Source organism: Patulibacter americanus DSM 16676 (assembly GCF_000420025.1).
Lineage (GTDB): Bacteria > Actinomycetota > Thermoleophilia > Solirubrobacterales > Solirubrobacteraceae > Patulibacter > Patulibacter americanus.
Map to the genome: position 1 here is coordinate 221,962 of NZ_ATUD01000003.1, position 22,155 is coordinate 244,116.

The following is a 22,155-nucleotide window of genomic DNA, read 5'->3' on the forward strand; positions in this document are numbered from 1 at the left end:
AGGGGCGGACGGCGAGGGTCGATCCCGACCCCGCCGCGGCCGCGCTCGGGAGGAGCGCGGCGGGCGGGTCGTCGAATCGGGTGACCGGAGGTTCCGGTGGGGTGGGGGTGGGTTGGCCACCCCCGGGGTGGAGCGCGGAGCGCTCCGGGTCCGGGGCCGCCAGGGCGGCCCCGAGCGGGCTAGCCGCGGCCGGCGAGCTCGACGATGAGGTGCTCGGTGATCGGCACCTGGATCTCGTGACGGTCCGGCACGCGCAGGACGCGACCCGAGAGGCCGTCGTGGTCGGCCTCGAGCCACGCGGGCACGACGGCGATGAGCTCGGTGGACTCCGTGGCGATGTTCCGGACGGGGCTGCCGTCCTTGATCGTCACGACGTCGCCCGGCGACAGGCGCGCGGACGCGACCGTGTGACGGTGGCCGTTCACGATGACGTGGCCGTGCGAGACGAACTGGCGGGCCTGGGCCCGCGTGGACGCGAAGCCGAGGCGCACGAGGATGTTGTCGACGCGCAGCTCGAGGAGCTGCAGCATCCGCTCACCCGTGACGGTGCCCTCGGCGTTGCGCTTGCTGGCCTCGGACATGAGGTTGCGGAACTGCTTCTCGCGAATCCCGTAGTAGCGCTTGGCGCGCTGCTTCTCACGCAGCTGCTGCGCGTAGACGGACGTCTTGACGCGACGGCCACCGCCGTGCTGTCCGGGGGGCAGTGCGCCCCGACGCTCGAGAGCGCCCTTGCCTGCGAGGCGACGTGCGCCCTTCAACTCGAGGTCGACGCCCTCGCGCCGCGAGAGCCGTTCGACCGGCCCGGTGTAACGACCCATTGGGCCTCCTGTGGTCCTACTCCGACGAAACGACGACTTATCCTATCGGGGCTTGCCCACCCGATGTCGGGCGCCATGCGAAGATCGGCCGTCGCGCACGGGAGGAACACCCCGTGCCGCGGCCAATCTTGGCAGGACGACGCCCGCCGCGCGCTCCCGTAGCCCGCGCCCCGCGAACGCCAGCCGACATGCGCGACTCCCCGACCGACGACCTCCCCGAGACCGCCGAGCCGCGGCAACCCGCGAGCGCCGGAACGCGCCAGGGGCTCGCCGAACGCCTGCGTGCGCGGGCTGCCGCCGCGCTCGCGGAGCGCCCCGTCCGCCGGCCCGGGGCGACGAGCCGTCCGGGCCCGCCCGTCCGGGAGGAGGCAGCGGCCGAGGCGCCCGACGCATCCGCGGAGCCCGTGAAGCCCGCGTCGCCCGCGGAATTCGCGACGCCCGTGGAAGCCGCGGCGCCCGTGGAAGCCGCGGCGCCCGTGAAGTCGGCCCCGGCCGTCGACGACGCCCCGGCCGTCGACGACGCCCCGGCCGTCGACGACGCCCCGGCGGAGGGCGTCGCTCCGCGCGACCCGTTCCCCGGCGACGACGACCCCGTCGATCCGCCCGTCATCGGCTGCACGCGCTGCGACGCCCGCGTCGTCATGGGCTCGCGCTACTGCCCGAGCTGCGGCACGCCGCTCGTGCGCTCGGGCGAGCAGGCGGCGGCCGCGCTCTCGCGGACCCGCCGGGCCGCGCCCGCCCCGATCCGCTTCGGCGCGCCCGTCGTCCTCGTCGGCGTGCTCGTCGCCACCCTGCTCGTGGTCACCCACGACCCGGCGGCCGACGCCCGCGACGAGCTGGCCGCCGGCCTGGGGAGCGTCGTGACCGCCAACCGCGACCTCTCCGCCCGCCTGACCGCGCTGCGCCCCGGCTCCTCGCCCGCCGCCGCGGTCAACGCGGCCCGCGCCGCCGACCGCACGATCGCCCGCGTCGACCGGCGCTTCTCGGCGTCCGACATCGCCACGGGAGAGACGGGCCCCACCACCCGTGCCCGCGCCGCCGTCGCGGCCGACGGGGCGTACGTCGACGCCGTCGTCGCGATCCTGGCGAACCCCCGCGCCTCCGAGCTCAGCGCGCTCGGCCGCCGGTCGGCGCGCGCCGTCGCCGCGCTGGACGCGGTGGACGACATCGTCGACACGGACGACGCGATCGCCGGGTCGGCCGCGCTCGGCGCCCACGCCCGCGCCCGGGCCGCGGCCTCGCCGTCCGCCGGCGGGGACACGGCCGCGAAGCCCCGTCCGGCCTTCGTCCGCGACGTCGACCGCGCCGTCGCCGACGCCTCCGTCGCCCGCACCCGCGTCACGCGCACGTTCGCGCTGCTGCGCGCCGCCCGCGACGGCGTGGGGACGTGGGACGGCCCCGGCGACCGCCCGGCCTCGGCGGCCGCCGCCGTCGACCAGGCCGAGCGCGAGCTCACCCGCATCGCGGCCTCCCGCGCCACGTCCGCCGGCCGGGCGCGGGAGATCGACGCGTCGACCGCCGCCCAGCGCGAGGTCACCCGCACCCTCGCGACCGCGTTCGACGCCGGGGCGGCGACGGCCCGCAAGCTCACGGGCTGCATCGCGTCCTTCCAGAACACGGGAGCGGACGGGATCGCCCGCCAGTGCCTCGAGGGCGTGGGGCCGCAGTCGGCGGCGGAGGTGCGGGCCGTGCGCGCCTGGGCCGCGGCCTACCGCCCGGTGCGCACCGCGGCGGGGCTGCCGGCCGCTCGCGCCCGCCTGTAGGGCTACGCGACGCTCGTAGGCCGCAGGACCGCGAGGACGAGCGCGCGCACCGACGCCCGGATCTGGTCCGCCTCGACGGGGAAGAACCACGGCATCCCGCCGGGCAGCTCCTTGATGGCGCTGCCCACGCGCGCGAGGTGCGCCAGGCCGAGCACCTGGACGTACATCGCGTTGGCCGTGTAGTCCGGGTCGGCGATCTGGAACTCGCCCGCGGCGTCGCCCTCGCGCAGCAGCTCGATCGGGCGGTGCAGCGCGCTCGCCACGGCGCGGCCCATCTGCAGCATCGCGCCCTCGCTGATCCGCTCGAGCAGCTCCGTGCCGGGCTGGCGCAGCATCGTCATCGCGCAGTCGAGGAACGCGGGATGGGTCAGGCAGAAGTCGAGGAACGTCTCCGTGAACGCGGCGACCCGGTCCGTGGCGGAGCCCTCGTCCGGCAACTCGGCGACGTCGCGGAGGAAGTCGTCGACGTAGGAGACGATCACGAGCGCGAAGAGCTCGTCCTTGCCGCTGAAGTGCCGGTAGATCAGCGCCTTGTTCAGGCGCGCCTCACGCGCGACGTCCTCGATCTGGACGTCCTGGGCGCCGCGCTCGTCGAACAGGCGGCGCGTGGCCTCGAGGATCTCGCGCTCGCGGTCCCGCCTCCGGGCCGCGGCGCCCTGCCTGCGGTCCGGGTGGGGGGCGTTCGACGGGCTCACGCCCTGCATCCTACCCACGGTTGCGTCGATCTGTAAACCCTGGTTACAATCCCGGGTAAGGGATGCGCTCCGCGTGCCCCGCCTTCCTCCCCGTACTCCTAGGACCCTCACGCATGAGCACCACGTCCGACTTCATGACCATCGCCGGCGAGCTTGCGCAGGAGCGCATGAAGCCGGAGTGGCAGACCTTCTCCCTCCAGCTCAACGAGGAGCAGGAGACGCTCCGCGACTGGGTCCGCGAGTTCGCGCAGAACACGATCCGTCCGGCCGGCGCGGAGTGGGACGAGAAGGAGGAGTTCCCCTGGCCGATCGTGAAGGAGGCCGCGGAGATCGGCCTCTACGGCCTCGAGTCCACGATGTCGATGTTCCTCGACCCGACGGGCCAGCTCACCCCGATCTTCCTCGAGGAGATCTTCTGGGGCGACGCCGGCATCGGCATGGCGCTCCAGGGCACCGGCCTCGCCGTGTCCGCGATCTTCGGCCAGGGCACGCAGGAGCAGATCGCCGAGTGGCTGCCCCGCTGCTACGGCACCGCCTCCGAGCCCCAGGTCGCCGCGTTCTGCTCCTCCGAGCCCAACGCCGGCTCCGACGTCTCGAACGTCCGCACCACGGCGAAGTACGACGAGGCCACGGGCGAGTGGGTCCTGAACGGCCAGAAGTCCTGGGCCACGAACGGCGGCATCTCCGACGTCCACGTCGTCATCGCCACGGTCGACCCGTCCCTCGGCTCCCGCGGCCACGCCGCGTTCATCGTCCCGATGTCCGAGGCCAAGGGCATCTCGCAGGGCGCGAAGGTCAAGAAGCACGGCATCCGCGCGTCCCACACCGCCGACGTCAACCTCGACGACTGCCGCGTCCCCGGCTCGTACCTCCTCGGCGGCAAGGACAAGCTCGACGCCCGCATCGCGAAGGCGCGCGAGGGCAAGCGCTCCAAGGGCAACGCCTCCATGGCGACCTTCGAGGCCTCCCGTCCCGCCGTCGGCGCGATGGCGCTCGGCGTCGCCCGCGCCGCCTACGACTACGCGCTGGACTACGCCAAGGAGCGCGAGCAGTTCGGCCGCAAGATCATCGAGAACCAGGCCATCGCGTTCAAGCTCGCGAACATGAAGACCGAGATCGACGCCGCCCGGCTGCTGGTGCAGCGCGCCTCCTGGCTCGGCGGCGCGACGCTCCGCGGCGGCAAGCCGGAGTTCCCGAACGCCGAGGGCTCCATGGCGAAGTACAAGGCGTCCGAGGTGGGCGTCCGCGTCACCGAGGAGGCCATCCAGATCCTCGGCGGCAACGGCTACACGCGCGAGTACCCGGTGGAGCGCTTCCACCGCGACTCGAAGATCATGACGATCTTCGAGGGCACCTCCGAGATCCAGCAGCTCGTCATCGCGCGCACGATCTCCGGCATCCGCGTCCCGTAACCCGGTGCGGGCCCCGCCCCGAGCGTGTCTCGGGGAGGGGCCCGCGGGGCCTTTCTAGGCCTTCGCGGCCGCCCCGCCCAGGCCGCTGCAGGACGGCGCCTTCTGCGCCAGGTCCTTCGGGATCTCCTGCATGCCCTTGCCGATGTTCAGGCCCTGGAAGGCGGTGCCGACCTTCGCGATGTCGGCCGGCGTCTTGAGGTCGCCGAGGCGGTCCTTCGCCTGCTCGATGCCCTTCTCCGTGTCGTCGGCGGCGTCCGACACCGACTTCTGGAAGTCCTCCCACTGCTTCGGCGCCTCGGCGTCGGCGAGCACCTGCATCTGGTCGCCGAAGGTGTCGAGCACCTTGCCGAAGCCGTCCCGGAACGTGCCCATGGCCTTCTCCGGGTTCGAGCGGATCTCCGTCTGCAGCTTGCCCGCCGAGCCGGCGAACTCCGTCGTCGCGTTCGCGATGGACTTGCAGGCGCCCTCGTAGGTCTTGACGTACGCGCCCTCGTCGCCGCCACCGCCCCCGCCGCAACCGGCGAGGGCGAGGCCGGCGACCGCCAACAGGACGGGGGAGGCGAGACGGGAGCGGCGGAGGGACATGGCCGGGGACCGTAACGGCCCGCGACGGGACGCGCGACGTCACCGGGCGCCCGGTCCGCCCGTGCGTCCCGCGCCGGCGGGCCGTCGCCCGGCCCGGGACCGTACGCTGGGAGGCGTGCCCCAGGAGCAGCAGCCGACCGTCGCCGGGCCCGCCACCGGCGCGTCGCCCGCCCCGCCCGTGCCGAGCCTGCCGGCGGTGCGTCCCGGCGTCGAGGTGCCGCTGGCGGACGTCACCACGATCGGCGTCGGCGGCCCCGCGGAGCGGCTCCTCGTCGCCCAGGACGAGTCCGCCCTCGTGCGCGCCGTCCGCGACGCCGACGCCGCCGGGCGACCCCTGCTCGTGCTGGGGGGCGGCTCGAACCTCGTGGTGGGCGACGACGGGGTCCGCGGCGACGTCGTCGCCGTCCGCACCCACGGGACCACCGACCGCGAGGAGCCCGGCGCCGAAGGGCGCTCCGGGCGCGTGCTCCGCACGATCGCGGCGGGCGAGCCGTGGGACGCGGTCGTCGCCCGCGCCGTCGCCGACGGGCTCGCCGGGTTCGAGGCGCTGTCCGGCATCCCGGGCGCGACGGGCGCCACGCCGATCCAGAACGTCGGCGCGTACGGCCAGGAGGTCGCCGACACCGTCGTCGCCGTCCGCGCCCTCGACCGCCGGACGGGCGAGATCGTCACGCTGCCGGCGGAGGCGTGCGGGTTCAGCTACCGCCAGAGCGCCTTCAAGGGCCGGGCCGACCACGTCATCCTCGACGTCACCTTCGCGCTCGAGCCCACGCGGCTCGCGGCCCCCGTCCGCTACGGCGAGCTGGCGCGGACCCTGGGCGCCGAGCCGGGCCAGCGCGTGCCGGCGGACGAGCTGCGCGACGCCGTCCTCGCGCTCCGCCGCGGCAAGGGCATGGTGCTCGACCCGGAGGACCCCGACACGCGCTCCGCCGGCTCGTTCTTCACGAACCCGCTGCTCGACCCCGCGGCGTTCGCCGCCCTGGAGCACCGCGTGCACGAGCGCCTGGGGGACGACGTCGACCCGCCGGCGTTCCCCGAGCCCGACGGCCGCACGAAGACGTCGGCGGCGTGGCTCATCGAACGCGCCGGGTTCACCCGCGGGCACGCCCGGCCCGGCGCGGCGATCTCCTCGAAGCACACGCTCGCGCTGACCTCGCGCGGCGGCACGGCGGCGGATCTCCTGGCGCTCGCCTACGAGGTGGCGGCCGGCGTGCAGGACGCGTTCGGCGTCGCGCTGCACCCCGAGCCGGTGTTCGTCGGCGCCCGCTGGTGAGCGCGCCGGGGCGCTAGGCCGCGCCTCAGGTGCCCGCGGCCGTGCAGGCCGGGGTGCGTCGCCGCAGGTCGGCGGGCGCCGAGGAGGCCGCGCCGGTCAGATCCCCCAGGTCGAGGGCGGAGAGCGCGGCCACGTCGCCGCGGCGCACGCGGGCGGCCGTCGCCGTCGCCCGGGCCTGCGCGGCCCGCAGGGTCGGGGCCACCGCGTCGTGGTAGCGGCGCCACTCCTGCGGGGGCCGGGCCGCGGCCACGTCGCGCAGGTGTCCGGCGGTGCGGTCGAGGTACGGCCCGGCGACCCGGGCCGCCGCGGCCCGCAACGCCTCGGGGGAGCGGTCGGCGTCCGCGGCGGTGCTCGACCGGATGGCCCCCGCCGTCCGCGCGGCGTCGTCGCGCAGCGCGGCGCAGGCGTCCTGCCACGCGGCCGCGTACGTCGCCGCACCGTCCTCCCGGTCGTCGCCGCCACCGAGGGCGAGCACGAGGACGAGGACGACGACCACGGCCGCCGCCACGGCGCCCCCGAGGAGGGCGCGGCGTCGCGTCACCGCTGGACGGTGCAGTCCGGGGCCTGGTCGCGCAGGGCACCCGGAGCGCTCGTGGAGGCCGGGCCGACGCCCCCGAGGGCGAGGAGCGGGAGCGCCTCGGCGTCGCCGGACTGCAGGCGCCGCACCCCGTCGGCGACGGTGCGCTCGCGGGCGGCGAGGTCGCGGGTGGCCGTCGCGTGCCAGGTGCGCCAGACCGCCGGCGGCTCGAGCGCCTCGGCGTCGCGCAGGGGTGCACGCAACGCCCGGGCGAGCTTGCGGGCCGGAACGGCCAGGTCGGCCACGACCGCCTCGGTGCGCAGGCCGGTGGCGACGGCCTCGTCACCGGCGTCGGGCGAGGTCGTCGCGGCGCTCGAGACGTCCGTGCGGAACGCGCTGAGGGCGGACGCGACGTCGCGGCAGACGCCGTTCCAGCCCTCCGCGTACTCCTCCTCGGGATTCGCGCCGCAGCCCGTGGCGGCCAGGGCGGCGACGAGGCCGAGCGCGAGGGCGGCACGGGGCGGGGTCGGGAGGCGTCGCGGCATCCCCGCCATCGTAGGGCGGGGGGCCGGGGCCACGCGCCCCCGCACGCGGCGCCCACGGCGGCGCGGCGCCGTGGGCCCGTCAGCGGGCGGCGGTGCGGCAGGCCGGCGCGTCGGCGAGCACGGCCTCGGGAACCTCCGGCACGTGCGTCGCCGCGCCCGTCCGCAGCTCGGCGGCCAGGGGGCCGGAGAGCGTCCCGCGGCGGGCGGCCGACGCCGCGCGTTCCATCGTGGCGACATGGGCGCGCAGCGCGGCGACGGTCCCGTGCTCGAAGGGCGCGTCGGCCGCGGGGGGCCGGACCGCGGCGAGACGGTCGGTGGCCGCCTTGACGCGCACGACGTAGGCGTCGACCGCGTCCGCCATCGCCCGGCCCGCGGACGGTCCGTCGCGCCGCACGAGGTCGTCCTGCAGCGCGGAGCTCGCCTTCCCGACCTCGAGGCACGTCCGCTGGGTGGCGGACGCGAAGGCGGTCGGGTCGCCCTCGCCGCAGCCGCCGAGGGCGAGCACGCAGGCGAGCAGGATCCAGGGACGGGTGACGCGCGGCACCATGCCCGGGAGGCTAGAGCGTCGGCCCCCGCGTACGCTGCGGGGCATGGACGTTCCGCTCGAGCAGCTCGCCGCGGTCTCCGAGGCCGTGGGCCGGGCCGAGGAGGCCGTCGCCGACGAGGCGTGGACCTCGGCCCGCACCGCCCTGGACGACGTCGACCGCCTGCTGGAGGACCTGCGCGAGGTCTACCGCGAGCTGGGGGCGAAGGAGCGCACGACGCTCGGCGCGATCGCCGGCCCGCTGCGCGCCCGCCGCGACGCGGCGGCGGCCCGCGTGCCGAAGCCGCGCGCCGTCACCGATGGCGCACCGGTCGAGGACCCGGAGCAGGAGGCCGACCCGGAGACCGGCGCCCCGCCGGTCCCGCCCGTCAGTTGACCGACGGGTCCTCGGGCGCGTGGGCGAGGAGCGCATAGGGCCCGCCCATCCGCTCGAGGGCGAGGTGCCAGAGCCGCGAGGCGTCGGGCACGAACAGGTCGTCGGGCTGCGCGGGGACGACGAGCCAGTCCGCGGCCTCGAGCTCGGCGTCGAGCTGCTCGGGGGCCCAGCCGGCGTAGCCCGCGTAGGCGCGGGCCCGGTCGACGTCGGGGCAGCGCGGGTCCTCGTCGCCGCGGACCATGCCGATGCGTCCCAGCACCAGGAGCGCGGCGTCGGCCGGGTCCCGGAACTCCGCCACCGTCAGCAGCGAGTCCGGCTGCACGGGCCCGCCGTCGTGGACGACGTCGTCGGGGGCGAACATCGGGGCGATGTCCGGGACGACGGCCTCGACCGCGGTCTCGGTGGGGCGGTTGAGGACGATCCCCAGGGCACCGTCGCGGTCGTGGTCGACGATGAGGACCACGGTGCGCGCGAAGTTCGCATCACCGATCGTGGGGGAGGCAACCAGGAGCTGCCCGGAGAGCCGACGCGCCATCCCCACGGATGCTGGCAGGTCTGTCCCCGCGACGCGATGGGGACGGCTGATCCGGTCCGCCCGCCGCCGTCGCGCGCCGGCCCCCGCTGCACCCGGGGTCGGCCCGCGCCCGTCGTACGCTGGGGCGATGCGCCTGGCCCGCTTCTCCCACCCCGCCGTCGACGGCCCCCTCCACGGCGAGGTCCGCGGCGAGCAGGTCGTGGCGTTCGCCGACGGCAGCACGGTGCTCGGCCGACTGACCTCGGGCGATCGCACGCCGGCCGGCGGCGCGGCGTACGGGCTGGCCGAGGTCGAGCTGCTCATGCCCCACGAGCCCAGCGGGCTCTTCGGCATCGGCCGCAACTACGCCGCCCACGCCGCCGAGCTCGGCAACGCCGTGCCCACCACGCCGATCGTCTTCGCGATGCCCCCGGCCGCCGCGACGGGCCCGTCCGGACCGGTGCGCAAGCCGACGGTCACGGAGCAGCTGGACTACGAGGTCGAGCTGGCGATCGTCGCCGGCCGGCTGCCCGACGGCACGATCGGCGCGGCGGGCTACTGCGTCGCGAACGACGTCAGCGCCCGCGACCTGCAGGCGTCGGAGGGCCAGTGGGCGCGCGCGAAGGGCGCCGACACGTTCGTGCCGTTCGGCCCGTGGATCACCACGGCCGACGAGGTGGTCGGCCCCGACGGCGCCGCCGCGGGGGAGACGCCGACGCTCCGCCTGCGCTCCTGGGTCGACGGGCAGCTGCGCCAGGACGCCACGACGGGCGACCTGATCTTCGGCGTCCGCGAGCTCCTGGACCACATCGGCGCGACGACGACGCTGCGCCCCGGCGACCTGATCCTCACGGGCACCCCGCACGGCGTCGGCAAGGCGACCCCGCGCCCCGACGGCTCGGGCACGGGCGTCTACCTGCAGCCGGGGAACGTCGTGCGGATGGAGATCGAGCACCTCGGCGTCATCGAGCACCCGATCGAAGACGGGGCCGGGCGCCGGCAGCGGTAGCGGCCTCCGCTGCTTCGATGTTCGTCGACTCGCTCCCACCCAGCACCGCCGACCGCGACCGCCGGCACCCGGCCGGCGCACCGCAGGGGCGACGCCTGGGTCATGGGTACGGAACGACGACGGGCCGGCGAATGCCGGCCCGTCGGGTGCTGCTGCGTCCGGCGCGGGGCCGGACCGGGCTACTGGACGGAGAAGCCGTCGTTCGGCTTCTTGAGGTCCGGGAGCTCCGGGCCGAGGACCGTGTCGATCAGGCCGTACTCCTTGGCCTGGATCGGCGAGAAGAAGCGGTCGCGCTCCATGTCGCGGTCGATGATCTCGCGCGGCTGACCCGTCAGGCCGACGTAGATGTCGTTCAGGCGGTCGCGGGTCTTCAGCAGCTCGCGGGCGTGGATCTCGATGTCCGACGCCTGGCCCTCGAAGCCCGTCACGGACGGCTGGTGCGTGAGGATGCGCGAGTTCGGCAGCGAGGAGCGCTTGCCCTTCGCGCCGCCCGCGAGGATCAGCGAGCCGGCGGACATCGCGATGCCGACGCAGATCGTGCGCACGTCGGGCTTGACGAAGTTCATCGTGTCGAGGATCGCCAGGCCGGCGGTCACCGAGCCACCCGGCGAGTTGACGTAGATCGAGATGTCCTTGTCCTCGTCGTCCGAGGCCAGGTGCAGGAGCTGCGCGACGATCAGGTTCGCCACCTGGTCGTCGATCCCCGTCCCGAGGAAGATGATCCGCTCGTTCAGGAGGCGGCTGAAGATGTCGTACTCGCGCTCGCCGCGCGCGGTGCGCTCGACGACGACCGGAACCAGAGGCATGCGAGCAGCCTAGCGGTACGGCGCGGCGGCCCCGCCGCCCAGGGGTCTTGCGGGCCCGCGCCCGGCGTGGTCGGGGGTGGCCTCGCGGGTCGTCGTCCGGAGCATCCGGAGACGAGCACCCCGCACGGCCCGGCGCCCCCCGGGCGCGGCAGCCGCCGGATCTGTCGCCCTCAAGGCCCCCGCGAAAGCCCGGGCGTACAGTGGACGGCTGTGCGTGATGCAACTACCTCTCCCTCACGCGCCGGTCACGGGACCCCTGCGCTGTCCGTCCGGGGCTTCACGAAGACGTACGCCGGCGGCTTCACCGCCGTCCAGGGCCTCGATCTCGAGGTGCCGGACGGCGCGTTCTTCGGTCTGCTGGGCCCCAACGGCGCGGGCAAGACGACCCTGATCGGCGCGATCTCGAACCTCGTGCGGCCCACGGCCGGCGAGATCGAGGTCTTCGGCCACCGCCACGACGCCCGCGAGGCCCGCCGCCTCGTCGGCCTCGCGGAGCAGGACATCAACCTCGACCGCTTCCTCAACGTGGACGAGGTCCTGATCTACCACGCGGGCTTCTTCGGGATGGGCCGCGCCCACGCCCGGCGTCGCGCGAAGGAGCTCATGGACGTCTTCGACCTCTCCGCGAAGGCGAAGGTCCGCCCGACGGCGCTCTCCGGCGGCATGCGCCGGCGCCTGCTGTTCGCCCGCGCGCTCATGCACGAGCCGCGCCTCTTGATCCTCGACGAGCCCACGGCCGGCGTCGACGTCGAGCTGCGCTCGGAGCTGTGGGAGTACACGCGGCGCCTGCACGAGGCGGGCACGACGATCCTGCTGACGACGCACTACCTCGAGGAGGCGGAGGCGCTCTGCGAGGAGATCGCGCTCATCCGCGGCGGGCGGATCATCGCCCGCGACTCCGCGGAGGGGCTGCGGGCGCAGTACGGCGCGGCGGACATCGCCGGCGTCTACCTGCAGGCGATGGCCCGGGCGGCCGAGGACGAGCGGCGGGTGGCGGCGTGAGCGTCTCGTCCGTCACCGGCGCGCTGCCGGACCCGAACGCCCCGTTCACCGAGGAGCGCCGCGGCCTGATCTGGCTCTGCGAGCGCGAGGTCGTCCGCTTCCTGAAGCTCTGGGTGCAGACGCTCATCGCCCCCGTGATGAGCTCGCTGCTGTTCATCGTCGTCTTCGGCGTCGCGCTCGGCGACCGGATCGCCGACGTCGACGGCGTGCCCTACAAGCAGTTCATCGTCCCCGGCCTCGTCGTCCAGGCGATCCTCACCGCGGCGTACTCCAACAACTCCTCCACGGTCTTCCAGGCCCGGTCGGACCGCTTCATCAACGACGTGCTGTCGAGCCCCCTGCGCTGGTGGGAGGTCAACATCGGTCTGGCCATCGGCGGCGTCGTGCGCGGCCTGATGACCGGGATCCTGCTCCTGATCCTCGCGGTCGCGATGACCGGGATCGGGGTGGAGCGCCCGTTCGTGCTGCTGATCGCCACCGCCCTCGTGCTCGTGGCGTTCGCCCAGCTCGGCGTGATCGCCGGGATCTACGCCAAGTCGTGGGACTTCATGGCGTTCGTGACGTCGCTGGTGATCCTGCCCCTGAGCTTCCTCGGCGGGATCTTCTACTCCGTGGACCGGCTCCCGGCCGCCTGGGAGCTCGTCTCCCACTTCAACCCGATCTTCTACCTCGTGCAGGCGTTCCGGATCGGGTTCGTCGGCCAGGGCGACGTGTCGGTGTGGCTCGCGCTCGCGGTGCTGGTCGCGCTCGCGGCGGGGCTGAGCGCCTGGTGCGCCTGGCTCTTCAAGACCGGGCACCGGCTCAAGCCGTGAGCGTCGCAGGCGGAGCGGGGGAGGGCGCGCCGGGTGCGCCGACGGGCGGGTCCGCGCCGGACCGGCCCGTCGCCGGCGCGGCGGACGTGCCCGGGGGCGCGGGTGGTCCCGCGGTCTCGCCCGGCCGCCCCGCCGCGCCCGACATCGCCCTGATCCTGGGGTCGATCGCGTCCATCCAGATCTCGGCCGCCGTCGCGACGCACATGTTCGACACGGTCGGCGCGCTCGGGGCGACGCTGATCCGCAACGCCATCGCCGCCGTCGTCGTGTTCGTCCTCGTGCGGCCGGCGCTGCGGGGGCTGTCGCGCAGCGCCTGGCGGGCCGTGATCCCGTACGGCATCGCGCTCGGCGTGATGAACGGTTCCTTCTACCTCGGCCTGGAGCGCGTCGACCTGGGCACCGCGGTGGCGATCGAGTTCCTCGGTCCCCTGACCGTCGGCGCGATCTTCGCCCGCCGGGCCCGCGACCGCGCCTGGGTGCTCGTCGCCGCGATCGGCGTCCTCGCGCTCACCCGCCCGTGGAGCGACGCGCACGCCGACCCGGTCGGTGTCGCGTGGCTGCTCGTGGCGGCCGCGTGCTGGGGCGCGTACATCCCGCTGGGCGGGCGGGCGGCCCGCGAGCTGCCCGGTCTGCAGCCGGTGGCGCTCGCGCTCGGCATCGCGGCGCTGATCGCGCTGGTCCCGGGCGTCGTCGAGTCCGGGGGCGACCTGCTCGACCCCCACGTGCTCCTGATCGGCCTCGTCGCTGCGACCGCCGGGTCCGTCGTGCCGTACTCCCTGGAGCAGCTGGCGCTGCGCCGGGTCGCCCCCGGCGTCTTCGGCGTGCTCATGGCGCTCGAGCCGGGCGTGGCCGCGCTGGCGGGCCTCGTCGTCCTCGGCCAGGGGCTGCCGGCGCTGTCCGTCCTGGGGCTCGCCCTCGTGGTCGCCGCCGGCGTCGGCGTCACCCGCGCGGCGCCGTCGTCGGGCCCGGCGGCGGCGGTCGCGGCGGCGGGCCCCGACCCGGCCGGCGGCCCGGTCATCGACCCGCCGGCCTGAGCGCGCGGCGGCACCACAGGCCGACGACCGGGATACTGCTGCGCGTGCCGCCCGTGAACCTCCCGAACGTCCTCACCGTGGGGCGCATCCTGCTGGTGCCGGTGATGGTGCTGGCACTCACGCGGGAGACGACCACGGGCGACGTCGTCGCGGCGTTCCTCTTCTGGCTCGCGTCCGTGACCGACTTCGTGGACGGCTGGCTCGCCCGCCGCGCGGAGCAGATCACGAACTTCGGCAAGCTGATGGACCCCATCGCGGACAAGCTGCTGGTGGCCTCCGCCCTCATCACCCTCGTCGCGCTCGACCGCCTGGCGGCCTGGGTCGCCGTGATCATCATCGGCCGGGAGCTGGCCGTGACGATCACCCGGGCGTTCGCGGCCCAGCAGGGCGAGGTCATCGCCGCGGCTTGGCTCGGCAAGGTCAAGACGGCGTTCCAGCTGCTCGTGATCCTGCTCCTGATCCTCATCGACCCGACGCCGACCTGGCTCGACGTCGCGGTCTGGGCGATGGTCGCCATCACCCTCTGGAGCGGCCTGGACTACTTCCTGGGCCTCCGGCGCACCATGCAGCGCCCGCCCGCGGCCACCTGAACGACGGGCGGGCGGCCCCGCCCGGCTCCTCATCCTGACGCGCCGGCCTCGTACCCGGCATGACCTGACGCGCCGACCGCTCGGGCCGCCGCGCGTCGCGTCGACCGCGATCGCCCGTGCGCCGCGGCAGCGGGCGTTCACGGCCGGTCCCGGGGCGCCCGCGAGGTGCCGCGCATGCCCCTGGCCGTTCGTCCGGACGCGTGCGCGATCCGTGGCCAGATGGGCGGCCAGGAGACTGTGACCGAGATCACCCTCACGGCGCAGATGTCACGAACCTTGTGCTATTCCTTGCGACCACGACGACACGACGCGTCGGCACCGTGCGGATCAGACGATCCCGGGGCCACGTCAGACGGTCGACGGTGAGTCATTCATCGTGGTCGCCAACCGGTGGGGAGCCGGGCGGCGATCGAACGCACGAGGGGAAGTTCCGACGTGAGCACCAACGAGGCCCTGCTGGCCGACGAGACGCCGATCACCGAGATCGACGAGATGCGAACGCTCATCGCGGACGGTCAGGAGCGAGGCTTCCTGACCGTCGCCCAGATCGCCGCGGCGCTCGAGGAGGCCGAGGTCACCAAGGAGCAGCTCCGCGGGTTCCACGCGCACCTGGAGGAGCTCGGCGTGGACGTGGTCCACGGCGAGGCCGACGCGACCGACAAGACCGCCCGCGAGGCCGAGCGGCTCGAGCAGGCCGGGTCGCGCAAGGACCGCGAGGCCGGGGCGGCGCCGAAGGAGCGCCCCCAGATCGACCTGACCGTCGAGCCGAGCCTGGACTCGCTGCGCATGTACCTGCGGTCCATCGGCCGCGTGGCGCTGCTGACGGCCGACCAGGAGGTCACCCTCGCCAAGCGCATCGAGCGCGGCGACATGCAGGCCAAGCAGCAGATGATCGAGGCCAACCTGCGCCTCGTCGTCTCGATCGCCAAGGCCTACCTCGGCCGTGGCCTGAGCTTCCTCGACCTGATCCAGGAGGGTTCGCTCGGCCTCATTCGCGCGGTCGAGAAGTTCGACTACCGCCGCGGCTACAAGTTCTCCACCTACGCGACGTGGTGGATCCGCCAGGCCGTCACCCGCGCGATCGCGGACAAGGGCCGCACGATCCGCATCCCGGTGCACATGGTCGAGAAGCTCAACAAGGTCGTGCACGTCGAGCGCCAGCTCGTCCAGTCCCTCGGCCGGCAGCCCACGCCGGAGGAGATCGCGGACGAGGTCGACATGCAGGTCCGCGACGTGCGGGACATCCTGCGCATGTCGCAGCAGCCGATCTCGCTCGAGAAGCCCGTCGGCGAGGACGAGGAGTCCTCCCTCGGCGACTTCGTCGAGGACAAGGACGCCGAGTCGCCGTTCGAGATGACGAGCGAGCAGCTGCGCAAGGAGCACGTCCGCCGGGCCCTCTCGACGCTGCCCAAGCGCGAGCGCGAGGTCATCGAGATGCGCTTCGGCCTCTCCGGCGACCAGCCCTCGACGCTCGAGGAGGTCGGCCGCGCGTTCGACGTCACCCGCGAGCGCATCCGTCAGATCGAGAGCCACACGCTCAAGAAGCTCGAGTCGCTGCCGGAGTCGCAGCGCCTCCGCGACACCGTCTGAGCGGGCCAGGGGACCGGGCCCCACCCCGAGCTTCGGTCGGCGCCTCGCGGAGGACGTCGGCACGGCTCGGGGCACCCGTGGGCGAGGCGGCACGATTCGCGCCGCCTCGCTAGGATCCAGCATCGCTCGGGGGGATGTCCGAGTGGTTAAAGGAGACGGGCTGTAAACCCGTTGGCTCTGCCTACACAGGTTCGAATCCTGTTCCCCCCACCTGCCGAAGGCCCCGCACCGCGGGGCCTTTGTCGTTCCGGGGGGCGTCGCGCCGATCGTTCGGGCACCTGCCGCGCCGCCCGTTCGGGGCGCTGCCGGGTCAGGCCTCAGGACGGCACGGCGGTCGGGGCGGGCTCCCGCGCCGGGCCGGATCCCGGGGGCGGCGGTGCCCCGCCCTGCGGGGTCTCCGGCACGGTCATCAGCGGCAGGAAGAACGCCACGAGCGGCCCGATCGTCACCGCGTAGACGACCGTCCCCGGCCCGACGTCGCCGCCGAGCAGCCAGCCGCCCGCGAGCACCGTCAGCTCGATGCCGGTGCGGATCGGCCCGATGCGTCCGCCCGTGCGGCGCGCCAGCCCGGTCATCAGCCCGTCGCGCGGGCCCGGGCCCAGCCGGGCGCCGATGTACGCGCCGCCGGCCACGCCGTTGAGGACCAGCCCCGCCGCGAAGACGGGAATCCGCAGCGCCAGGTCGTGCAGCTCGGGCATGAGCGCCAGCCCCGCGTCCGCCGCCAGGCCGACGACGACCACGTTGGCGACGGTGCCGACGCCCGGCCGCTCCCGCAGCGGGATCCAGAGCAGGAGGACGACGACACCGGTGGCGATCGTCACCGTGCCGAAGCTCCAGCCGATGCGGTCCGCAGCGCCCTGGTGGAAGACGTCCCACGGGTCGAGGCCGACGGCCGCGCGGTACATCACCGCGAGGGAGAGGCCGTAGAGGATCAGGCCGGCGAAGAGCTGCGCCAGGCGCCGCGGAAGCATCCGGCCACGATCGCATTCCGCGCCCAGGGCGACCAGAGCCGGTTGCGCACGGGTGGCCTGTCCTCGGCGCGGTCGCCGGAGGGGCCCGCCGGATACGCTGCGCCGGTGCGCACGGTCCACGCCACCCGCTACGTCGCGCCGCTGCGCGAGGGCGGATCCGTCCCCGCCCTGGTCGAGGCGGACGACGACGGGCTCTACGTCGTCAAGCTCTCCGGCGCCGCGCAGGGCACGAAGGTGCTCGTGGCGGAGATCGTCGTCGGCGAGCTCGTCCGCACCCTGGCGATGGAGGAGCCGCACCTGGACCTGCTGCTCCCGGAGCTCGCGTTCGTGGAGCTCCCGATCGAGCTCTCGCAGGCCGAACCGGACCCCGAGATCCAGGAACACGTCGCCGCCAGCGCCGGGCTGAACGTCGGCCTGGACTTCCTGCCGCGCGCGCTGCCCTACACGCCGGCCGCCGGACCGCAGCCGCCGGCCGACCTCGCCGCGGCGATCGTGTGGCTCGACGCCTTCGTCGAGAACGTCGACCGCACGCCGCGCAACCCGAACCTCCTGACCTGGCACGGCCGGCTGTGGCTCATCGACAACGGCGCGTCCCTCTACCGCCAGCACGCGGGCCTCGACCCCGCCCGCGCGAAGGGGCGCTTCGCCGCGATCCGCGACCACGTGCTGCTGCCGCGGGCGAGCTCGATCGAGGCCGCGGACGCGCGGCTGGCCCGGCACGTGACGGAGGACCTGCTGCGGGCCATCGTCTCCGAGGTGCCCGAGCAGTGGCTGGGGGAGGGCGGGCCCGAGCTCGTCGTCCAGGACCTCCTGGCCCGCATCACCGGGCCGCGCGCCTGGGTGGAGGAGGCCGAGCGTGCCCGCACCGCGTGACGCCCGGGGCGCCGACCCCGAGGCGCGCGCCGAGCGCGGCCCGTCCACGGAGACCCACGGCACCCCCGAGATCTTCCAGTACGCCGTGCTGCGCGTGGTCCCGTCCGTCGAGCGCGGCGAGGGGCTGAACGTCGGCGTCGTCCTGCACGCCCGGCGCCACCGCTTCCTGGACCTCGGGCTGCACGTCGACGAGGAGCGCCTGCGGTCCCTGGACCCGGCGCTGGACCTCGACGCGCTGGGCGACCACCTCCACGGTCTCGCGCGGGTCGCCCGCGGCGAGGCGGACGCGGGCGCGATCGCGGCGATGCCGCGCTCGGACCGCTTCGGCTGGCTCGCGGCCCCCTCGAACACGATCGTGCAGCCCTCGCCGGTCCACACCGGGATCTGCGAGGACCCCGTCGCCGCGCTGGGGCGGCTCGTGGCGCGCCTCGTCGCCCCGCCGCGGTGAGGCGGCGGCGCGGGTCTCCGGGATACCCTGCCCGGATGCTCTCCCCGCGCAGGCTCATCCCCGTCCCCCTCGTGCTGCTCGCGCTGGCCGGCGCGGGCTGCGGCGAGGAGCGGACGGCGAAGGACGTGAAGGACGGCGGCGCCGAGTCCGCCGCGACGGAGTCCGCGGGCGGCGGCGCGTCGTCGGCCAGCGTCGACGCCCTCGCCGCCGCGGTGGGGAAGGACGTCTCGAAGGCCCCCACGATCCCCGCCACGAAGGGCGAGGCTCCGGCCGACCTCGTGCAGAAGGACGTCGTGGTCGGCGACGGCGAGGCCGCGAAGCTCGGCGACACCGTCGACGTGCGCTACACCCTGGCCGTCTGGGGCGGCGAGAAGGTCGAGAGCTCGTGGGACAGCACGCCGAACAACGTGGCGTTCCCGCTCGAGAAGGGCGGCCTGATCGACGGCTGGATCAACGGCGTCCCGGGCATGAAGCCGGGCGGCCGCCGCGTGCTCGTCGTCCCCGCCGAGCAGGGCTACGGCGACCAGGGCACGCCGAACGGCTCCGTGCCGCCCGGCGCGACGCTCGTCTTCGTCATCGACCTGGTGAAGGCGACCCCGAAGCCCCAGGGGTGATCGACCCCGAGGGCTGATCGGCCCCCGGGGTCGATCAGCTCCCCGGGGCCAGCCGAGGCGGCAGCGAGCCGCAGCCGGGCTGGGCCCCGGCGGCACCGGACCCGCGCCGGTGCCCGATCTCGGCCGGGGTCGGGCGCGGCGACGGGGGCACCCTCGAGGGGCGCCCCGGCCGCCCGAGGCGGGTCAGCCCTTCGCGACCCGTGCGGCCAGCTCGGCCGGCCGCTTGCTCACGAGGCGCTCGCGGATCTTGTCCTCGACGGGCCCGCGGACGAGCATCGCCAGCATGCGGCCCGGATCGACCTCGATCTCGTAGGTCGCGCGCGTGCGGCCGTTGCCGAGGTCCTCGAGGGTCCAGGAGCCGTCGAGCTTCTTCACGTCGCCCTTCTCCACCTTCCAGGACAGGCGCGTCGGCGCCTGCCGGGCGAAGCGGGTGGTCACCGTGAGCTCCTTGACCTTCGCGTCGGCCGTGACGTCGGCGAGGACGACCTGGCCCTCCGCGTCGCGCTCCTTCGCGGTCACGGAGACGATGCCGTCCTGCCACTGGTCGATCGTCTCGATGTCGGTCAGCGTCGCCCACACCCTTTCGATCGGGGCGTCGATCTCGCCGCTCGCGGATCCACCAAGTCCTGACACGTGCTGCCCTTCCGTCGGGGTTCGCCGGCCCCGGCCGCTGCGGCCGGGGCGAGCACCTGCGCGGCACGGTACCCGAGAAGGTCGCTCCGCTCCCGCCGGGGGCGCGGCTCCGTGCCCGCTACGCTCACCGGCGATGAGTGAGGACCTGCCGACGGTGACCGACCGCGACGAGACGGGCCACGGCGCCGAGCGCCCGGCGCGGGTCGCCCGGAAGGTCGACGTGGCCGGCGTCGAGGCCGCGACCCGCGACCTGCTGGCCGCGCTGGGTCAGGCCCCCGACGCCCCGGGCACCGCCGACACGCCCAAGCGGGTGGCCAAGGCGTGGGCCGAGATGCTGCAGCCCGAGCCCTTCGAGGCCACGACGTTCGTCAACGATGCCGCCTACGACGAGCTCGTCGTCGTGAAGGACATCCCGTTCTGGTCGCTCTGCGAGCACCACCTGCTGCCCTTCCACGGCATCGCGCACGTCGCGTACCTGCCGGGCGAGCGGATCGTCGGGCTCTCCAAGCTCGCGCGCATCGTCGACACCTACTCGCGCGACCTGCAGGTGCAGGAGCGCCTGACCGCGCAGATCGCCGATTGGCTGACCGAGACGCTGCAGCCCAAGGGCGTCGGCGTGGTGCTCGAGGCCGAGCACCTCTGCATGGTCATGCGCGGGGTCAAGAAGTCCGGCACCCGCACGAAGACCTCGGCCCTGCGCGGCACGCTGCGGACGGACGCCCGCACGCGCGCCGAGTTCCTCGACCTCGTGCGCTGAGGCGCGACGACGCCCGGCCCTCGCGTGATCGGGCCCGGGCAGCGACGCCTCGCCTCGGGGCGCCGCCGGGCCGGGGTCAGGCGGTGACGGCCTGCAGCGCCGCGCGGAACGTGTCCTCGATCGGCGTCGTCGGGCGGCCGATGAGGCGCGCGAGGTCGCCGGAGTCGTTGCGCAGCTCGCCGCGGTCGATACCCCGGTCGGAGTCGGCCAGGATCGTGGCCATCGCGGCCGGGACCCCGGCGCCGGCGAGCACGCCGTCGAACTCGGCCTCGGGGAGCTGCCGGTAGGCGACCGGCTTGCCGGCGAGGTCCGCGACGATGGCCGCCAGCTCGCGCAGCGTGACCTCGCGGTCGCCGGCCAGCTCGTAGGCGCGGCCCTCGTGGCCCTCGCCCGTCAGGACGGCGCCCGCCGCGGCGGCGTAGTCGGCGCGGGCGGCCGGGGCGACCTTGCCGTCCGAGGCGGCCCCGAGGAGCGCGCCGTGCTCGAGCGTGGGGGCGAGGGACGCGGTGTAGTTCTCCGTGTACCAGCCGTTGCGCAGGAACACGAAGGGCAGGCCGGAGGCGCGGATGTGCGCCTCCGTCTCCTGGTGCTCGCCGGCGAGCTTCATCGCCGTCGCGTCCGCGTTGAGGATGCTCGTGTAGGCGAGGAGCGAGACGCCGGCCTGCACCGCGGCGTCGACCACGGCGGCGTGGTCGGACGCCCGCTCGCCGACGACGTTCGACGAGACGAGGAGCAGGCGGTCGGTGCCGGCGAGCGCCGTGCGCAGCGTGTCGGGGCGCTTGTAGTCCGCCTCGCGGACCTGCACCCCGCGCTCGGCCAGGTCGGCGGCGTTGGCAGGGGTGCGGACGGCCGCGACGATCTCGCCCGGGGCCACGCCGCGGTCGAGGAGGTTCAGGACGGCGAGGCGGCCGAGGTGGCCCGTGGCGCCGGTGACGGTGATGGTCATGGGGGTGCTCCGTGGTGGTGGTTCGCGGCGCCCCTGGGGCGTCGTCCGACGACCGACTCTACACAAACTTTTCGAAAGCGCATCCGGAACGGAAAGTGCGGTCGGTTGGCGTCGTACGGGCGCGCTACGCTGCAGGGGTGAGCACGAGTCCCGAGAGTGCCGTGGAACCCGAGTCCGCGGAGGTCGCCGGCGACGTCCCGGTCGGCGGGGCCGAGCAGGCGTTCGTCGTCGACGTCTTCGCCCGCGGCTGCACGTCCCGTACGGTCCTCCAGCACGTGACGGGCCGCTGGGGCGTCCTCGCCCTCGTGGGGCTCGCCGCCGGTCCCGTGCGCTTCAACGCGCTGCGCCGCCGCATCGACGGGGTGAGCGAGAAGATGCTCGCCCAGACCCTGCAAGCCCTCGAGCGCGACGGGTTCGTGCTGCGCGACGTGCAGGCCTCGATCCCGCCGCGCGTGGAGTACCGCCTGACCCCGTTGGGCGAGCGCACCGCGGAGCGGCTGGGCGGCCTGGTCGAGCTGCTCGAGGACTCCATGGGCGAGGTCGAGGCCGCGCAGGCGGCCTACGACGCCGGTCGCGGCGGGGCCTGAGCCGCCGCCGGGCGAGGCCGTCGGCGTGGCGCCGCGGCGGCAGCGTGCGCGCTCGGCGACTCTTCGCTACCCTTCTGCGTCCCGCCCTCTTAGCTCAGTGGTAGAGCACTTCCATGGTAAGGAAGGGGTCTGGGGTTCGAATCCCCAAGAGGGCTCTGGCAGAAGGCCTCCGCAACGCGGAGGCCTTCGTCGTTGGGGGCGATCCGTCCGCAGCGGCGCCCTGAAGGGCATGGAGTCGCCGCGCATCCTGCCCGGGCGGCAGGCCGAACTGCCGCCGGTACTCGCGGCTGAACTGCGAGGTGCGGACGTGGTGGATGCCGTGTGGCGCGCGGCGGACGACGAGACGGGCCAGCTCCGGTTCCCCGCCGGCCCTGACGCCATCGCCATGGCGCAGTACCGGTAGGGGCCTCGGCCGGCCCCGCGGCACATCCCCTCGCTCTC

At 74.8% G+C, this 22,155-nt stretch carries 27 protein-coding genes and 2 tRNA genes; 18 read left to right on the plus strand and 11 right to left on the minus strand.

Annotated features, from left to right (window positions below):
- Positions 1 to 179: 179 nt before the first annotated feature.
- Complete coding sequence (rpsD, locus tag F593_RS0107460) at positions 180 to 818, minus strand: 30S ribosomal protein S4 (protein WP_022928135.1); 639 nt, start codon at positions 816 to 818, stop codon at positions 180 to 182.
- A gap of 188 nt (positions 819 to 1,006) precedes the next feature.
- Between rpsD and F593_RS0107465 the strand changes: the two genes are divergently transcribed.
- Positions 1,007 to 2,581, plus strand: a complete 1,575-nt coding sequence (locus F593_RS0107465; RefSeq protein WP_022928136.1) for a zinc ribbon domain-containing protein — start codon at positions 1,007 to 1,009, stop codon at positions 2,579 to 2,581.
- A 2-nt stretch (positions 2,582 to 2,583) separates the two neighbouring features.
- Here F593_RS0107465 and F593_RS0107470 read toward each other — a convergent pair whose 3' ends face one another.
- Positions 2,584 to 3,276, minus strand: coding sequence for a TetR/AcrR family transcriptional regulator (locus F593_RS0107470; RefSeq protein ID WP_022928137.1), 693 nt, complete (start codon positions 3,274 to 3,276; stop codon positions 2,584 to 2,586).
- Positions 3,277 to 3,443: 167 nt separating this feature from the next.
- Between F593_RS0107470 and F593_RS0107475 the strand changes: the two genes are divergently transcribed.
- On the plus strand, positions 3,444 to 4,688 hold the full coding sequence (locus F593_RS0107475; protein WP_028721515.1) for an acyl-CoA dehydrogenase family protein: 1,245 nt from the start codon (positions 3,444 to 3,446) through the stop codon (positions 4,686 to 4,688).
- A 54-nt stretch (positions 4,689 to 4,742) separates the two neighbouring features.
- On the opposite strand, the gene F593_RS0107480 is transcribed toward F593_RS0107475, so the two are convergent.
- On the minus strand, positions 4,743 to 5,273 hold the full coding sequence (locus F593_RS0107480) for a hypothetical protein (RefSeq protein ID WP_022928139.1): 531 nt from the start codon (positions 5,271 to 5,273) through the stop codon (positions 4,743 to 4,745).
- 115 nt (positions 5,274 to 5,388) lie between these two features.
- Here F593_RS0107480 and F593_RS0107485 point away from each other — a divergent pair, with 115 nt between their 5' ends.
- Entirely contained in the window at positions 5,389 to 6,546 is a 1,158-nt protein-coding gene (locus tag F593_RS0107485) for a UDP-N-acetylmuramate dehydrogenase (protein WP_022928140.1), read from the plus strand.
- Positions 6,547 to 6,571: 25 nt separating this feature from the next.
- On the opposite strand, the gene F593_RS0107490 is transcribed toward F593_RS0107485, so the two are convergent.
- From F593_RS0107490 to F593_RS0107500, 3 genes are all read right to left on the minus strand, one after another.
- Positions 6,572 to 7,087 (minus strand): hypothetical protein, encoded by a 516-nt coding sequence (locus tag F593_RS0107490; RefSeq protein ID WP_022928141.1) that lies wholly within the window; start codon positions 7,085 to 7,087, stop codon positions 6,572 to 6,574.
- A complete protein-coding gene (locus F593_RS0107495) occupies positions 7,084 to 7,608 on the minus strand; it encodes a hypothetical protein (protein WP_022928142.1) in 525 nt (174 codons plus the stop codon). The genes F593_RS0107490 and F593_RS0107495 overlap by 4 nt, the downstream gene beginning before the upstream one ends.
- Before the next feature lie 79 nt (positions 7,609 to 7,687).
- Positions 7,688 to 8,155: a hypothetical protein gene (locus F593_RS0107500; RefSeq protein ID WP_022928143.1), complete on the minus strand. Its 468-nt coding sequence runs from the start codon at positions 8,153 to 8,155 to the stop codon at positions 7,688 to 7,690.
- Positions 8,156 to 8,198: 43 nt separating this feature from the next.
- On the opposite strand from F593_RS0107500, the gene F593_RS0107505 reads away from it, so the two are divergent.
- Positions 8,199 to 8,528, plus strand: a complete 330-nt coding sequence (locus F593_RS0107505) for a hypothetical protein (protein WP_022928144.1) — start codon at positions 8,199 to 8,201, stop codon at positions 8,526 to 8,528.
- Here F593_RS0107505 and F593_RS0107510 read toward each other — a convergent pair.
- The gene (locus F593_RS0107510) at positions 8,521 to 9,063 is read right to left on the minus strand and encodes a YqgE/AlgH family protein (RefSeq protein ID WP_022928145.1); all 543 of its coding nucleotides are present in this window, start codon (positions 9,061 to 9,063) and stop codon (positions 8,521 to 8,523) included. The genes F593_RS0107505 and F593_RS0107510 overlap by 8 nt on opposite strands.
- Positions 9,064 to 9,190: 127 nt before the next feature.
- On the opposite strand from F593_RS0107510, the gene F593_RS0107515 reads away from it, so the two are divergent.
- Positions 9,191 to 10,051: a fumarylacetoacetate hydrolase family protein gene (locus tag F593_RS0107515; RefSeq protein ID WP_022928146.1), complete on the plus strand. Its 861-nt coding sequence runs from the start codon at positions 9,191 to 9,193 to the stop codon at positions 10,049 to 10,051.
- A 179-nt stretch (positions 10,052 to 10,230) separates the two neighbouring features.
- On the opposite strand, the gene F593_RS0107520 is transcribed toward F593_RS0107515, so the two are convergent.
- On the minus strand, positions 10,231 to 10,857 hold the full coding sequence (locus F593_RS0107520; protein WP_022928147.1) for an ATP-dependent Clp protease proteolytic subunit: 627 nt from the start codon (positions 10,855 to 10,857) through the stop codon (positions 10,231 to 10,233).
- Between the two features lie 210 nt (positions 10,858 to 11,067).
- Between F593_RS0107520 and F593_RS23315 the strand changes: the two genes are divergently transcribed.
- From F593_RS23315 to F593_RS0107550, 6 genes are all read left to right on the plus strand, one after another.
- Positions 11,068 to 11,859, plus strand: a complete 792-nt coding sequence (locus F593_RS23315; protein WP_022928148.1) for an ABC transporter ATP-binding protein — start codon at positions 11,068 to 11,070, stop codon at positions 11,857 to 11,859.
- Complete coding sequence (locus tag F593_RS23320; RefSeq protein WP_022928149.1) at positions 11,856 to 12,671, plus strand: ABC transporter permease; 816 nt, start codon at positions 11,856 to 11,858, stop codon at positions 12,669 to 12,671. Before F593_RS23315 ends, F593_RS23320 begins: the two co-directional genes overlap by 4 nt.
- Positions 12,668 to 13,705 carry an EamA family transporter gene (locus tag F593_RS23325; protein ID WP_022928150.1) on the plus strand — a complete coding sequence of 346 codons (1,038 nt, stop codon included), beginning with the start codon at positions 12,668 to 12,670 and terminating at the stop codon, positions 13,703 to 13,705. Before F593_RS23320 ends, F593_RS23325 begins: the two co-directional genes overlap by 4 nt.
- A 44-nt stretch (positions 13,706 to 13,749) precedes the next feature.
- Entirely contained in the window at positions 13,750 to 14,295 is a 546-nt protein-coding gene (pgsA, locus tag F593_RS0107540; protein ID WP_022928151.1) for a CDP-diacylglycerol--glycerol-3-phosphate 3-phosphatidyltransferase, read from the plus strand.
- Between the two features lie 435 nt (positions 14,296 to 14,730).
- On the plus strand, positions 14,731 to 15,885 hold the full coding sequence (gene rpoD, locus F593_RS0107545; RefSeq protein ID WP_022928152.1) for an RNA polymerase sigma factor RpoD: 1,155 nt from the start codon (positions 14,731 to 14,733) through the stop codon (positions 15,883 to 15,885).
- 128 nt (positions 15,886 to 16,013) lie between these two features.
- Positions 16,014 to 16,095, plus strand: a tRNA-Tyr gene (locus tag F593_RS0107550).
- A gap of 107 nt (positions 16,096 to 16,202) precedes the next feature.
- Here the strand turns inward: F593_RS0107550 and yczE are convergent.
- Positions 16,203 to 16,856 (minus strand): membrane protein YczE, encoded by a 654-nt coding sequence (gene yczE, locus F593_RS0107555; RefSeq protein ID WP_022928153.1) that lies wholly within the window; start codon positions 16,854 to 16,856, stop codon positions 16,203 to 16,205.
- Between the two features lie 105 nt (positions 16,857 to 16,961).
- On the opposite strand from yczE, the gene F593_RS0107560 reads away from it, so the two are divergent.
- From F593_RS0107560 to F593_RS30570, 3 genes are read left to right on the plus strand one after another with little or no spacing between them, the layout of a single operon-like run.
- Positions 16,962 to 17,729, plus strand: coding sequence for a HipA family kinase (locus F593_RS0107560; protein WP_022928154.1), 768 nt, complete (start codon positions 16,962 to 16,964; stop codon positions 17,727 to 17,729).
- Positions 17,713 to 18,177, plus strand: a complete 465-nt coding sequence (locus F593_RS0107565) for a DUF3037 domain-containing protein (RefSeq protein ID WP_022928155.1) — start codon at positions 17,713 to 17,715, stop codon at positions 18,175 to 18,177. Before F593_RS0107560 ends, F593_RS0107565 begins: the two co-directional genes overlap by 17 nt.
- A gap of 35 nt (positions 18,178 to 18,212) precedes the next feature.
- Positions 18,213 to 18,791 (plus strand): FKBP-type peptidyl-prolyl cis-trans isomerase, encoded by a 579-nt coding sequence (locus F593_RS30570; RefSeq protein ID WP_022928156.1) that lies wholly within the window; start codon positions 18,213 to 18,215, stop codon positions 18,789 to 18,791.
- 183 nt (positions 18,792 to 18,974) lie between these two features.
- Here the strand turns inward: F593_RS30570 and F593_RS0107575 are convergent, their stop codons facing one another.
- Complete coding sequence (locus F593_RS0107575; protein ID WP_022928157.1) at positions 18,975 to 19,424, minus strand: type II toxin-antitoxin system RatA family toxin; 450 nt, start codon at positions 19,422 to 19,424, stop codon at positions 18,975 to 18,977.
- A 133-nt stretch (positions 19,425 to 19,557) separates the two neighbouring features.
- On the opposite strand from F593_RS0107575, the gene folE reads away from it, so the two are divergent.
- Complete coding sequence (folE, locus tag F593_RS23330; protein ID WP_022928158.1) at positions 19,558 to 20,181, plus strand: GTP cyclohydrolase I FolE; 624 nt, start codon at positions 19,558 to 19,560, stop codon at positions 20,179 to 20,181.
- Positions 20,182 to 20,257: 76 nt separating this feature from the next.
- On the opposite strand, the gene F593_RS0107585 is transcribed toward folE, so the two are convergent.
- Positions 20,258 to 21,127 (minus strand): NmrA family NAD(P)-binding protein, encoded by an 870-nt coding sequence (locus F593_RS0107585; RefSeq protein ID WP_022928159.1) that lies wholly within the window; start codon positions 21,125 to 21,127, stop codon positions 20,258 to 20,260.
- 137 nt (positions 21,128 to 21,264) lie between these two features.
- Here F593_RS0107585 and F593_RS0107590 point away from each other — a divergent pair, with 137 nt between their 5' ends.
- From F593_RS0107590 to F593_RS31275, 3 genes are all read left to right on the plus strand, one after another.
- Positions 21,265 to 21,714 carry a winged helix-turn-helix transcriptional regulator gene (locus tag F593_RS0107590; protein WP_169449170.1) on the plus strand — a complete coding sequence of 150 codons (450 nt, stop codon included), beginning with the start codon at positions 21,265 to 21,267 and terminating at the stop codon, positions 21,712 to 21,714.
- 83 nt (positions 21,715 to 21,797) lie between these two features.
- Positions 21,798 to 21,869: transfer RNA gene (locus F593_RS0107595), tRNA-Thr, on the plus strand.
- Between the two features lie 74 nt (positions 21,870 to 21,943).
- The gene (locus tag F593_RS31275; RefSeq protein ID WP_022928161.1) at positions 21,944 to 22,117 is read left to right on the plus strand and encodes a hypothetical protein; all 174 of its coding nucleotides are present in this window, start codon (positions 21,944 to 21,946) and stop codon (positions 22,115 to 22,117) included.
- The last annotated feature ends 38 nt before the right edge of the window (positions 22,118 to 22,155 follow it).

Bases quoted from the DNA above. Each gene is read 5' to 3' on its own strand.
- F593_RS0107510 (WP_022928145.1), bottom strand. From the start codon at position 9,063: ATGGCGCGTCGGCTCTCCGGGCAGCTCCTGGTTGCCTCCCCCACGATC.
- F593_RS30570 (WP_022928156.1), top strand. From the start codon at position 18,213: ATGCTCTCCCCGCGCAGGCTCATCCCCGTCCCCCTCGTGCTGCTCGCG.
- folE (WP_022928158.1), top strand. From the start codon at position 19,558: ATGAGTGAGGACCTGCCGACGGTGACCGACCGCGACGAGACGGGCCAC.
- F593_RS0107515 (WP_022928146.1), top strand. From the start codon at position 9,191: ATGCGCCTGGCCCGCTTCTCCCACCCCGCCGTCGACGGCCCCCTCCAC.
- F593_RS0107495 (WP_022928142.1), bottom strand. From the start codon at position 7,608: ATGCCGCGACGCCTCCCGACCCCGCCCCGTGCCGCCCTCGCGCTCGGC.
- F593_RS0107465 (WP_022928136.1), top strand. From the start codon at position 1,007: ATGCGCGACTCCCCGACCGACGACCTCCCCGAGACCGCCGAGCCGCGG.
- F593_RS0107585 (WP_022928159.1), bottom strand. From the start codon at position 21,127: ATGACCATCACCGTCACCGGCGCCACGGGCCACCTCGGCCGCCTCGCC.
- F593_RS0107475 (WP_028721515.1), top strand. From the start codon at position 3,444: ATGAAGCCGGAGTGGCAGACCTTCTCCCTCCAGCTCAACGAGGAGCAG.
- F593_RS0107505 (WP_022928144.1), top strand. From the start codon at position 8,199: ATGGACGTTCCGCTCGAGCAGCTCGCCGCGGTCTCCGAGGCCGTGGGC.
- F593_RS0107500 (WP_022928143.1), bottom strand. From the start codon at position 8,155: ATGGTGCCGCGCGTCACCCGTCCCTGGATCCTGCTCGCCTGCGTGCTC.
- rpsD (WP_022928135.1), bottom strand. From the start codon at position 818: ATGGGTCGTTACACCGGGCCGGTCGAACGGCTCTCGCGGCGCGAGGGC.
- F593_RS31275 (WP_022928161.1), top strand. From the start codon at position 21,944: ATGGAGTCGCCGCGCATCCTGCCCGGGCGGCAGGCCGAACTGCCGCCG.
- F593_RS0107520 (WP_022928147.1), bottom strand. From the start codon at position 10,857: ATGCCTCTGGTTCCGGTCGTCGTCGAGCGCACCGCGCGCGGCGAGCGC.
- F593_RS0107480 (WP_022928139.1), bottom strand. From the start codon at position 5,273: ATGTCCCTCCGCCGCTCCCGTCTCGCCTCCCCCGTCCTGTTGGCGGTC.
- yczE (WP_022928153.1), bottom strand. From the start codon at position 16,856: ATGCTTCCGCGGCGCCTGGCGCAGCTCTTCGCCGGCCTGATCCTCTAC.